Origin of the sequence: Mycolicibacterium smegmatis, assembly GCF_001457595.1 — a bacterium.
GTDB classification, from domain to species: Bacteria; Actinomycetota; Actinomycetes; order Mycobacteriales; family Mycobacteriaceae; genus Mycobacterium; species Mycobacterium smegmatis.
Genome location: NZ_LN831039.1, coordinates 2078516 through 2090919 on the forward strand (window position 1 = coordinate 2078516; position 12404 = coordinate 2090919).

9 protein-coding genes are annotated in these 12404 nt (G+C 70.1%); 5 read left to right on the forward strand and 4 right to left on the reverse strand.

The genetic code is table 11. The features are described 5' to 3' along the window. Positions 1–225: 225 nt before the first annotated feature. From AT701_RS09875 to AT701_RS09885, 3 genes are all read left to right on the forward strand, one after another. A complete protein-coding gene (locus tag AT701_RS09875; protein WP_058125741.1) occupies positions 226–1260 on the forward strand; it encodes a DUF3152 domain-containing protein in 1035 nt (344 codons plus the stop codon). A 153-nt stretch (positions 1261–1413) separates the two neighbouring features. Next, positions 1414–2592, forward strand: coding sequence for an adenylyltransferase/sulfurtransferase MoeZ (moeZ, locus tag AT701_RS09880; protein ID WP_085976174.1), 1179 nt, complete (start codon positions 1414–1416; stop codon positions 2590–2592). 36 nt (positions 2593–2628) lie between these two features. After that, positions 2629–3483 carry a TIGR02569 family protein gene (locus AT701_RS09885; protein ID WP_003893318.1) on the forward strand — a complete coding sequence of 285 codons (855 nt, stop codon included), beginning with the start codon at positions 2629–2631 and terminating at the stop codon, positions 3481–3483. A gap of 77 nt (positions 3484–3560) precedes the next feature. Here AT701_RS09885 and AT701_RS09890 read toward each other — a convergent pair whose 3' ends face one another. Next, entirely contained in the window at positions 3561–3857 is a 297-nt protein-coding gene (locus AT701_RS09890; protein WP_011728026.1) for an MGMT family protein, read from the reverse strand. A gap of 1 nt (position 3858) precedes the next feature. Next, positions 3859–4632, reverse strand: coding sequence for an alpha/beta fold hydrolase (locus AT701_RS09895; protein ID WP_014877251.1), 774 nt, complete (start codon positions 4630–4632; stop codon positions 3859–3861). A gap of 123 nt (positions 4633–4755) precedes the next feature. Between AT701_RS09895 and adnA the strand changes: the two genes are divergently transcribed. Together adnA and adnB are read left to right on the forward strand one after the other, a co-directional pair. After that, positions 4756–7893 carry an ATP-dependent DNA helicase AdnA gene (adnA, locus tag AT701_RS09900; protein WP_011728028.1) on the forward strand — a complete coding sequence of 1046 codons (3138 nt, stop codon included), beginning with the start codon at positions 4756–4758 and terminating at the stop codon, positions 7891–7893. Between the two features lie 20 nt (positions 7894–7913). Next, complete coding sequence (gene adnB, locus AT701_RS09905) at positions 7914–11177, forward strand: ATP-dependent DNA helicase AdnB (RefSeq protein WP_058127591.1); 3264 nt, start codon at positions 7914–7916, stop codon at positions 11175–11177. On the opposite strand, the gene AT701_RS09910 is transcribed toward adnB, so the two are convergent. Both AT701_RS09910 and AT701_RS09915 read right to left on the reverse strand, forming a co-directional pair. Continuing rightward, positions 11170–11883 (reverse strand): VIT1/CCC1 transporter family protein, encoded by a 714-nt coding sequence (locus AT701_RS09910; protein ID WP_058125742.1) that lies wholly within the window; start codon positions 11881–11883, stop codon positions 11170–11172. The two genes, adnB and AT701_RS09910, sit on opposite strands and share 8 nt — an antisense overlap. A gap of 131 nt (positions 11884–12014) precedes the next feature. Beyond that, the gene (locus tag AT701_RS09915) at positions 12015–12404 is read right to left on the reverse strand and encodes a DoxX family protein (protein WP_011728030.1); all 390 of its coding nucleotides are present in this window, start codon (positions 12402–12404) and stop codon (positions 12015–12017) included.

Genomic DNA, 12404 nt, shown 5'->3' on the forward strand with positions numbered 1-12404 from the left:
CTCTGGCGCACTTGGGGCATGTTCGCCCAGTGGCTCATCGGGACGACATTACTACCGTTGACCGTCAGCGTGCGAAACGTGCCCACAGGGTTCTCCATGGTGCGGCGGGTTCGCCGAGCCGCCTTCCGGGCCGGCCCCCGGGTCATGTTTCGAAATGACACCGGCGCGGTCACAGAGCGGGCGCGCGGGCGCTGGTCACACAGTCGGCTGTGCCATCCTGGTTCGGTGACCTACGACCCGGGACGTCGCGGGGGTGGTTATGTCCCGGCGCTGCGCGATGAATGGCGCGAGCCGTTGCGCGCACAACGCGATCCGGTCGCGGTCGATTCGGGCCGCGTGCGATCCAATCGGGACGACCATCAGCGCTGGCGCAAACAGACCTGGCTCGGGCGGTTCGTCTCCACCTACGGCTGGCGGGCCTACGCCCTGCCGGTGCTGATCGTGCTCACCGTGGTGGTCGTCTACCAGACCGTCACCGGCACGGCGGCTCCTCCGCAGGCGGCCGAGGCCGAGGGCCCCGTGCAGGGACCGCCGACCCTCGACGTCGGCACCGCGATCGTGGGCGCCCCGCCGAAGGGCCTCACACAGTTCGACGCCAACCTGCCCACCGGCATCCTGCCCGCGGGCGGAGCGTTCACCGAGGCCGGCGCCAAGACGTGGCACATCGTGCCCGGCACCACCCCCAAGATCGGCGCGGGGGAGACCAAGTCGTTCACCTACACCATCGAGGTCGAGGACGGCCTGGACACCACGCCGTTCGGCGGTGACGACGGGTTCGCCCGCATGGTCGACGAAACGCTCGCCAACCCCAAGAGTTGGACACACAACGGTCTGTTCGCGTTCACCCGCGTCGACGCGAGCAGCGGTGTCGAACCCGACTTCCGGATCTCGCTCACCTCGCCGATGACCGTGCGCGAGGGCTGTGGCTACGACATCCCACTGGAGGCGTCCTGCTACAACCCGTCCTACAACGGCAGCGATGCCAGGGTCTTCATCAACGAGGCGCGCTGGGTGCGCGGCGCCGTGCCGTTCCAGGGCGACATCGGCTCGTACCGGCAATACGTGATCAACCACGAGGTCGGCCACGCCATCGGTTACCAGCGCCACGAGGCGTGCCCCGGCAACGGCGATCTGGCGCCGATCATGATGCAGCAGACGTTCTCCACGTCCAACGACGACGCGGCCAAGTTCGACCCCGAGACCGTCCAGGGCGACGGCCTGACGTGCCGCTTCAACCCTTGGCCGTATCCCATCGCCTGAGCCCGCGGGGCCGTCGGCGCGACGGTGCACTTCGCGGTCCGGCTCCGCCCACCAAACTGTGGTGAGATGGCGGCTGCCGGGAAGTGTGGCGGTCGGATTACCGTTGTTGGTACGAGCAGGGTTTTGACTTGAGGAGATGCGGTGTCCGCGAATTTGGATGTGTCGTTACCGCCACTGGTTGAGCCGGCCGACGAGCTGACCAGGGAAGAGGTGGCGCGCTACAGCCGGCACCTGATCATTCCGGATCTGGGGCTGGACGGGCAGAAACGGCTCAAGAACGCCAAGGTGCTGGTGATCGGTGCGGGCGGGCTCGGCTCGCCGACGCTGCTGTATCTGGCCGCGGCCGGGGTGGGCACCATCGGCATCGTCGAGTTCGACGTCGTCGACGAGTCCAACCTGCAGCGCCAGATCATCCACGGCCAGTCCGACATCGGGCGGTCCAAGGCGCAGAGCGCGCGAGACTCGATCGCCGAGATCAACCCGCTGGTGACGGTCAACCTGCACGAGTTCCGGCTCGAACCGGACAACGCCGTCGACCTGTTCGGCCAGTACGACCTGATCCTCGACGGCACCGACAACTTCGCCACGCGGTATCTGGTCAACGACGCGGCCGTGCTCGCGGGTAAGCCGTACGTGTGGGGTTCGATCTACCGGTTCGAGGGCCAGGTGTCGGTGTTCTGGGAGGACGCCCCCGACGGCCTCGGCCTGAACTACCGCGATCTGTACCCCGAGCCGCCGCCACCGGGAATGGTGCCGTCGTGCGCCGAAGGTGGCGTGCTGGGCATCCTGTGCTCGTCGATCGCCTCGATCATGGGCACCGAGGCGATCAAGCTCATCACCGGAATCGGTGAACCGCTGCTGGGTCGTCTCATGGTCTACGACGCGCTCGACATGACCTACCGCACGATCCGCATCCGCAAGGATCCGTCGACGCCGAAGATCACCGAACTCATCGACTACGAGGAGTTCTGTGGTGTGGTCTCCGACGAGGCCGCCGCTGCGGCCGCCGACTCCACGGTCACCCCGCGTGAGCTCAAGGAACTGCTGGACTCCGGAAAGCCGTTGGCGCTGATCGACGTCCGCGAGCGCGTCGAATGGGACATCAACCACATCGAGGGTGCCGAGCTGATCCCCAAGCCCACCTTCGAGTCCGGCGCGGCGCTGGCCAAGCTGCCGACCGACCGCACGCCGGTGTTCTACTGCAAGACCGGCGTCCGTTCGGCCGAGGTTCTCGCGATCGCCAAGAAGGCCGGATTCTCCGATGCGGTGCATCTGCAGGGCGGCATCGTGGCATGGGCGAAACAGCTCGAGCCCGACATGGTCATGTACTAGCGGCTGGTTTGCGGGCTCACCGCTTAGGCTGAGCGTGTGAGTGTGGAACGACCGCCGGAGCATGTGCTGGCGGCGTTCGGCCTGTCCGGGGTGCGCCCGGTACCGCTCGGCTCAAGCTGGGAGGGTGGCTGGCGCTGCGGCGAAGTTGTGATGTCGATGGTCGCCGATCACGCCAGGGCGGCGTGGTCGGCGAAAGTACGGGAGACGTTGTTCGTCGACGGTGTCCGCCTCGCGCGGCCCGTACGGTCCACCGACGGGCGTTACGTCGTCGCCGGTTGGCGCGCCGACACGTTCGTCGCCGGGACACCCGAACCACGGCATGACGAGGTCGTCTCGGCGGCCGTACGCCTGCACGAGGCCACGGCCAAGCTCGAACGACCCCGCTTTTTGACCCAACCGCCGGTCGCGCCGTGGGCCGACGTCGACGTGTTCATCGCCGCCGACCGCGCGGCATGGGAAGAGCGGCCGCTGCATTCGTTGCCGCAGGGCGCGCGCGTCGCACCGGGGTCGGCCGACGGCCAGAAGTCCATCGAGCTGATCAACCAGCTCGCGACGCTGCGCAAGCCCACCAAGAGCGCCAGCCAGCTGGTGCACGGGGACCTCTACGGCACAGTGCTTTTCGCCGGGGCCGCCGCGCCCGGCATCACCGACATCACGCCCTACTGGCGCCCGGCCTCCTGGGCGGCGGGCGTCGTCGTGGTCGACGCACTGTCGTGGGGCGACGCCGACGACGGCCTCATCGAACGCTGGGACTCGCTGCCCGAATGGCCGCAGATGCTGCTGCGGGCATTGATGTTCCGACTCGCCGTACACGCACTGCACCCGCGCTCCACCGCGGCGGCCTTCCCGGGGCTTGCCCGTACGGCGTCCCTGGTGCGTTTGATCCTGTAGAGGTCCACTACCTCTCGCGAGCAGACGCAAACTTGCCGGTTTTCCTGCCATTTCGGGCAGTTTTGTGACTGCTCGCGCTAGAAGATGTGACGGTACTCGCGCAACGGGACACGGCCGTCGGTGGCCAGAACACCCTCGGCGCGCAGGCGTTCGAGCTGGCGGGTCGCCAGATGCGGTGCGGGTCGCCCCGACGCGGGAACCACCCGGTGCCACGGCAGATCAGACGAGTCGGTGCGCATGATCCACCCGACGATGCGCGGACTCGACAGCCCGGCCACCTCGGCGATGTCGCCGTAGGTCGACACCGTCCCTGGTGGGATCGCCGCGACCAGCGCGCGGACCGCCTCCACCTGTTCCTCGGTGACGCGCGCCATCTCAGCCCAGCTGCCGGCGGATCAACTCGGCGGTCTCGGCGGGTTTGGCCTGAGCCACCATGTGGTCGCAGTCCCAGTCCAGCAGCGTGAACTTCGAGCCCAGCCGGTCGGTCAGCCCGTCGATGAGCGCGTCGGCCACGAACGGTGGACGGCAGCGTTTCGCCCGCACCAGCACCGTCGGGATCGGATTGTGCGGCAGCACAACCGGGCGCGCGAGCTCACTCCAGTACGACATCGCCGCCGGGATGCTGATGCGCCAGCCGACGCGGCCCTCACCCACCTCGACGAGATGTTCGTCGAGCTCACGTTCGACCTCGGCGGGATCCACCTCACCCCACGACCCGTTGACCTTGTCCAGGCGTGCCTCCTCGCGGTCGGGGTAGTCCGGCGAGGACAGCATGTCGTCGGCGATGTCACGCATCCACTCTCCGTCCAGCCCGATCGCCGGGTCGAGCAGCACCAGACCGCTCACCAGATCCGGGTGCGCGGCACTCAGATTCAGCGCCAGCGCACCGCCGAACGAATGTCCCACCACGAGCGTCGGGCGATCCAGCAGCGCCGCGAGCGCGGCGACGTTGGCGTCGATCGTCCATGGCGCCGCCCACGACGACCGGCCGTGGCCGATCAGATCGGGCGCGAGGACGCCGACCTCGGGCAGATGTTCGGTCGCCAGGGTCTGCCAGCGTTGACCGTGACCGGTCAGACCGTGGATGAGCAGAACCTGCGCAGCGCCGGCAGGGCCGTAACGGTGGACATGGAGCACGTCTGTCGCCATGCCACTGATGCTGCCACTCCGCTACTTGTCGGGCTCGTCGCTCCAATCCACTCCGCTACTTGTCGGGCTCGTCGCTCCAATCCACTCCGCTACTTGTCGGTGCCCTCTGGTGTCATTCACCTCATGACCACACGCCCCGCCGAGTCCGCACCGCAGACCGCCTCTACGCTCCTCGAGCCGGGGAGCAACGGTGTCGTGCGCCTGCTGGGCGGGCCGGGGACCGGCAAGAGCTCGCTGCTGGTCGACACCGCCGTGCAGCACATCCTGGCCGGTGCCGACCCGGAATCGGTTCTTCTGCTGACCGGTTCGGCACGCCTGCGCACCGCGGCACGTGCCGCGATCACCGCGCGGCTGCTCGGCGCCGGAACCGTCGGTGTGGTCCGTGAACCGCTCGTGCGCACCGTGCACTCGTACGCGTTCGCGGTCCTGCGGCTGGCGGCCCAGCGCAACGGCGACCCGCCACCGCGCCTGATCACCAGCGCCGAACAGGACGGCATCATCCGCGAGCTGCTGGCCGGCGACCTCGAGGACGGTCACCGCTCGCCCGTCGGCTGGCCTGAACAGCTGTGGCCCGCGCTGACCACCGCGGGGTTCGCCACCGAGTTGCGCGACCTGATGGCACGCTGCACCGAACGCGGTGTGGATCCGATTGCGCTGCAACGCCTCGGACGCACAGCCAAGCGCCCCGAGTGGCTGGCAGCGGGCCGCTTCGCGCAGGCCTACGAGCAGATCATGCTGCTGCGGTCGGCCGTGGGCATGGCCGCGCCGCAGGCCACCGTCCCCGCCCTGGGTGCCGCCGAACTGGTCGGCGCCGCGCTGGAGGCCCTCGGCGCCGACGACGAACTGCTCGACACCGAACGCAACCGCATCAAGCTGCTGTTGGTCGACGACGCCCAGCACCTCGACCCGCAGGCCGCGCGGCTGGTGCGGGCGCTGGCGGCGGGCACCGGGCTCACGGTGATCGCAGGTGATCCCGACCAGTCGGTGTTCGGGTACCGCGGCGCCGATCCGGTGCTGCTGCGCGACGACACCCACCCGGCCATCACCCTGACGCAGTCCTACCGTTGCGCGCCCGAGATCGCGTCGGCCATCACGGGTCTGGGCCAGCGCCTGCCCGGCGTCAGCGACACGCGGCACTGGACCGGCAACCCGCAGCGCGAGGGCACGGTGACGGTGCGGCTGGCCGCCTCCACACACGCCGAAGGCACGATGATCGCCGACGCGCTGCGACGCGCCCACCTGGTCGACGGCATTCCCTGGTCGCAGATGGCGGTGATCGTGCGGTCGGTGCCGCGGGTCGGCACGGCCCTCGCCCGCGCGCTGACCGCGGCCGGTGTGCCCGTGCAGGACAACGGCACCGACGTGCCGGTCGGCCGGCAGCCCGCTGCCGCGGCGCTGCTGACGGTGCTCGACGTGACCGCGACGGGTCACCTGGACGCCGACAGCGCGGTCGCGCTGCTCACCGGTCCCATCGGGCGCGTCGACCCGGTCACCCTGCGCCAGTTGCGGCGCGCGTTGCGCCGCGCCGACGGCTCCCAGCCACCACGGGATTTCGGCGACCTGCTGGTCGACGCCATCGAGCGCGAGCCGAAGGGGTTGTCGGCCGAGCACGCTCGGACGCTGCGGCGGTTGCGCGCGGTCCTCACCGCGGCGCGCCGCAGCGACGCCTCCGGCGCGGATCCGCGCTACACGCTGTGGCAGGCCTGGCACGCCAGCGGGCTGCAGCGGCGCTGGCTCGCGGCCAGTGAGCGCGGCGGCAGCGTCGGTGCGCAGGCCGATCGCGATCTCGACGCGGTCACGACGCTGTTCGACGTGGCCGATCAGTATGTCAACCGCACGGCAGGCGCCTCCCTGCGCGGGTTGGTCGACCATGTGACGCGCCTGGGCGCGGCGGTGGCCAGGACCGAACCCGAAACCGCCGCCGAAGCCGTCGCGGTGCTCAGCGTGCACGGCGCGCTGGCAGGCGAATGGGACTTCGTGGTGATCGCCGGTGTCCAGGAAGGTCTGTGGCCCAACATGATCCCCCGCGGCGGGGTGTTGGGCACCCAGCATCTCGTCGACGTCCTCGACGGGGTGGCCGACATGACCGACCGCACGGTGTCCACGCGGGCGCCACTGGTCGCCGAGGAACGCCGCCTGCTGATGGCGGCGATGGGCCGTGCACGGACCCGGGTGATGATCACCGCGGTCGACAGCGACACCGGTGACGAATCGCTGCTGCCGTCGCCGTTCTGCGCCGAGATCTCCGCATGGGCGACCGAACCGGTGGCCGAACCGCCGCTGGTCGCCCCGCGGGTGCTGGCCCCCTCGGCGCTCGTCGGCCGGCTGCGCGCGGTGGTGTGCGCACCCGACGGCGCGGTCGATGACGACGCACGGGCCTGCGCGGCAGCGCAATTGGCCCGGCTGGCGGCCGCGGGCGTGCCCGGTGCGGACCCGTCGCAGTGGCATGCCATGACCTCGCTGACCACCGAGGAACCGCTGTGGTCGGAACCCGGGCATGTGGTCACGCTGTCCCCGTCGACGCTGCAGATGCTCACCGACTGCCCGCTGCGCTGGCTGCTGGAGCGCCACGGCGGCGACGACGGCCGCGATGTCCGGTCGACGGTGGGCTCGTTGGTGCACGCGCTGGTCTCCGAGCCGGGCAAGACCGAGAGCCAGCTGGTCAACGAGCTCGAAAAGGTCTGGGACGACCTGCCGTACGACGCCAAGTGGTACTCGGACAACGAGCTGGCGCGCCACCGCGCGATGCTGGAGACGTTCACGCGGTGGCGCGAGGACACCCGGCGTCAACTCACCGAGGTCGCCACCGAGATCCCCGTCGAGGGCATCGTCGTCGAACCGGGGGAGAACACCCCGGGCGTGCGGGTCCGTGGTCGGTTGGACCGGTTGGAGCGCGACGAGGCGGGCCGACTGGTGGTCGTCGACCTGAAGACCGGCAAGAGTCCGGTGACCAAGGACGACGCGCAGAACCACGCCCAGCTGGCGATGTACCAACTCGCCGTCGCCGCGGGCCTTCTCGACGACGGTGACGAACCCGGCGGCGGCAAGCTGGTCTACCTGGGCAAGGCCGGCGCGGCAGGCGCCACCGAGCGTGAGCAGGATCCGCTGACCCCGGACAAGCGCGCCGAGTGGCTCGAGACCGTGGGAGAGGCCGCCGCCGCGACGGCGGGCCCGCGGTTCGTGGCGCGGGTCAACAACGGCTGCGCCAACTGCCCGGTGCGCTCCAGTTGCCCGGCCCAGGCCAATGGGGACCGGCCGTGACGCAGGTAGCATCGCCCGTCGTGCAGGCGCGATACAGCCCGGTCGAGCTCTCGGCGGCCCTCGGGCTTTTCCCGCCCACCGATGAACAGGCCGCGGTGATCGCCGCGCCGCCAGGGCCGCTGGTCGTGATCGCCGGTGCCGGTGCGGGCAAGACCGAGACCATGGCTGCGCGCGTGGTGTGGTTGGTGGCCAACGGGTTCGCCACGCCGTCGCAGGTGCTGGGTCTGACATTCACGCGCAAGGCCGCCGGTCAGCTGCTGCGCCGGGTCCGCACGCGGCTCGCGCGTCTGGCCGGTGCCGGACTGGCACCGGGCTCGGGTGCGTCCGACGAATCGGCGACCGTCAGCACCTACCACGCGTTCGCGGGAACCCTGCTGCGTGAGCACGGCCTGTTGCTGCCCGTCGAACCCGACACCCGGCTGCTCAGCGAGACCGAGCTGTGGCAGCTGGCCTACGACGTGGTGTGTGCCCACCCCGGACACCTCGACACCGAGAAGACCCCGGCGGCCGTCACCGCGATGGTGTTGCGGCTCTCGGGCGCACTCGCCGAGCATCTCGTGGACACCGACCAGTTGCGGGACACACACGTCGAACTGGAGCGACTGGTCCACACCCTGCCCGCCGGGCCGTATCAGCGTGACCGCGGGCCCAGCCAGTGGCTGCTGCGCATGCTCGCCACCCAAACCGAGCGCACCGAACTGGTGCCGCTCATCGACGCGCTGCACCAGCGCATGCGCGCCGAGAAGGTCATGGACTTCGGCATGCAGATGGCCGCGGCCGCACGCTTGGCGGCGCGGTTCCCGCAGGTGGGCGAGCAACTGCGGCAGCGCTTTCGCGTGGTGCTGCTCGACGAGTACCAGGACACCGGCCACGCGCAGCGCATCGCGTTGTCGTCGTTGTTCGGCGGCGGTGCCGACGACGGTCTCGCGCTCACCGCGGTGGGCGATCCGATCCAGTCGATCTACGGCTGGCGCGGGGCCTCGGCGACCAACCTGCCGCGGTTCACCACCGATTTCCCGTACTCCGACGGCACCCCCGCGCCGACGCTGGAGCTGCGGACCAGTTGGCGCAACCCGCCCAGCACGCTGCACGTGGCCAACGCGGTCTCCGAGGAAGCGCGCCGCCGCTCGGTGGCCGTCCGCGCACTGCGGCCCCGGCCCGACGCCGAACCTGGCACGATCCGCTGCGCGTTGCTGAACAACGTCGCCGCCGAACGCGACTGGGTCGCAGACCATCTCGCCCGTGCCTACCACGGCGCCATCGGACGCGGCGAGGCCGCGCCCACCGCGGCGGTGCTCGTGCGGCGCAACGCCGACGCCGCGCCGATGGCCGAGGCGCTCACCGCGCGTGGCGTTCCCGTCGAGGTCGTCGGTGTCGCCGGGCTGCTCGCCGTGCCCGAGGTCGCCGACCTGGTGGCGATGCTGCGGCTGATCGCCGACCCGACCGCCGGCTCGGCGGTCATGCGGATCCTCACCGGTCCGCGCTGGCGGTTCGGTGCCCGTGACATCGCCGCGCTGTGGCGGCGTGCCGTCGAACTCGACGACCGGCCGAAAGGCGAACTGGGCACGGCGGACATCGTCGCGCAGGCCGCACCCGACGCCGACTCCGCGTGCCTGGCCGACGCGATCTGCGACCCGGGAGATGCCGAACGGTATTCGCCTGCCGGGTACCAGCGCATCGTCGCGCTGGGACGTGAACTCACCATGCTGCGCGCGCACCTGGGCCATCCGCTGCCGGAACTGGTCGCCGAGGTGCGCCGCGTGCTGGGCCTGGACGCCGAGGCCCGCGCCGTACGCCCCGTCGCGGCCGGGTGGGCAGGCACCGAGAACCTCGACCGGTTCAGCGATCTGGTGTCCGATTTCGCCGGCCACGCAAGCGCCTCGGTATCGGCGTTGCTCGCCTACCTCGATGCCGCGGTGGAGGTCGAGAACGGTCTGGCCCCAGCGGAGCTCACGGTGTCGCACGACCGCGTGCAGATCCTCACCGTCCACGCGGCCAAGGGACTGGAATGGCAGGTGGTGGCGGTGCCGCACCTGAGTGCCCGGGTGTTCCCGTCGACCACCCAGGCGCGGACATGGCTGACCGATGCCTCCGACCTGCCGCCGCTGCTGCGCGGTGACCGTGCCACCGAGTCCGAGATCGGCGTCCCGGTTCTGGACACGTCTGACATCTACGACCGGAAAATCCTGTCCGACAAGATCTCTGACCACAAGAAGAGCCTGGATCAGCGGCGGGTGGATGAAGAGCGTCGGCTGCTGTACGTCGCGATCACCCGTGCGGAGGACACGCTGCTGCTGTCCGGGCATCACTGGGGCGCCACCGAGAGCAAACCGCGCGGGCCCTCGGAGTTCCTGTGCGAGCTGAAGACCATCCTGGAAGAGGCCACGGCAGCGGGTACGCCGTGCGGTGAGATCGAGCACTGGGCACCGGATCCCGCACCGGGCGAGACCAATCCACTGCGCGATCAGGTGGTCGAGGCGCTGTGGCCGCCGGTGGCCTCCGCCGATGACCATGTGCACCGCGGTGCGCAACTGGTCGCCGCCGCGATGGCCGGTGAGGTGAGCGCCGAGGCCGATCAGGAGGGCTGGGCCGCCGACGTCGACGCACTGCTGGCCGAACGCGAGCGCCCACCGCAACAGGAGGACACCGAACTGCCGGGTCAGCTGTCGGTGAGCACCCTGGTCGAACTCAGCCGTGACCCGAAGGCCGCGCTGACGCGGCTGCGGCGCCGCCTACCGCAACGGCCTGATCCACATGCCCTGCTGGGCACCACATTCCACGAGTGGGTGCAGCGCTACTTCCATGCCGAGCGCCTCTTCGACCTCGACGACCTTCCCGGTGCGGTCGACAGTGACAGCGGACGCGCCGTCGAGGAGAGCCTGGCCGAACTGCAGGACGCGTTCGTCAAATCCCCGTGGGCCGCGCGCACCCCGGTGGAGGTCGAGGTGCCGTTCGACATGGTGCTCGGCGAGACCGTCGTGCGGGGCCGCATCGACGCGGTGTTCGCCGAACCGGACGGCACCACCATGGTTCTCGACTGGAAGACCGGCGACCCGCCGGAAACTCCGGAGGCCAAGGAACACGCGGCGGTTCAGCTCGCGGTGTACCGGCTGGCGTGGGCGGCAATGCGCGGCTGCCCGCCCGAGTCGGTGCGCGCGGCGTTCCACTATGTCCGTTCCGGTCAGACCGTCATCCCCGAAACCCTGCCCGGAGCAGAAGAACTGGTGAAACTGCTCGCCGCAGCGCCGACCGAAACAGCCGAGGAAGCCGACCGGATCACGTGATCGCGGTGCCCACCGCCAGACCGATGCCATAGGTGATCGCGAGTGCAAGGCCGCCGCCGATCACGTTGCGCAACACCGCACGGCCCTTGGGTGCGCCGCCCAGACCCGCCGACACCGCGCCGGTCAGCATCAGCGCGAGCAGCACGGCCACCACCGTCACCGGGACGCGGGCGGTGGTCGGAGGCACCAGGATCGCGATCAGTGGCAGCAGCGCGCCGGTGGTGAAAGCCAGCGCCGAGGACATCGCGGCCTGCCACGGGTTGGTCAGTTCGGTGGGGTCGATCCCCAGTTCGATCTCGGCGTGCGCGGCGAAGGCGTCGTGGTCTGAGAGTTCCTCGGCCACCGCACGCGCGGTCGCAGGCGACAATCCCTTGCCTTCGTAGAGGGCCGCGAGTTCGTCCAACTCGGCGGCCGGATCTTCGCGCAGTTCGCGCCGTTCCTTGCTCAGGAGTGCACGTTCGGTGTCGCGCTGCGTGCTCACCGAGACGTACTCGCCCAGGGCCATCGAGACCGCCCCGGCGGCCAACCCGGCTATGCCTGCGGTCAGGATGGGCTCGCGCGATGCGGTCGCCGCGGCAACGCCGACGACGATGCCCGCGGTGGAGACGATGCCGTCGTTGGCTCCCAGGACACCGGCCCGCAGCCAGTTGAGTTTCGATGCGACGGAACCGATGTGCGGTTCTGCGGGATGCGTGGAATTGGCCACGATTGTGACGATATCGATCAGAACGGCGCGTCACCAGCAACCATAGCCTTGCCAAACTTTCGTGCAACGCACGCGAAACCGGCTGCGTCCGCAATGTTCCGCGCCATACCGGCGCGGGCCCGGAAAGTCGGTCAGGAGTGGCGGTACACCTTGAGCGCGGTGGTGATCATCGGAATCTGCAGGGGCAGGCGGGCGATCGCGCCGAGGCGCAGCGGCCACGGCTTGTTCCACCACAGCCGCACCATGTTGACGTTGGCCGGGAACACCGAGATGAACAGCGCCACCGCGGCCAGCGCGCCGAGCCTGCGGGTGCGCGGGGAGGCGAGCAGGGCGCCGGTGGCGAGCTCGCCTACGCCCGAGGCGTAGGTGTAGAACCGTGCGCTTCCCGGCAGTTCGGCGGGAACGATCGAGTCGAACGGTTTGGGGGCGAGGAAGTGCAGGGTCCCGATGCCGAACAACATCGCCGCGAGGCGACGTGCTTCGGGAGCGGCGGTGATCTGCGCGGGCGAGGGTGCGGTCAT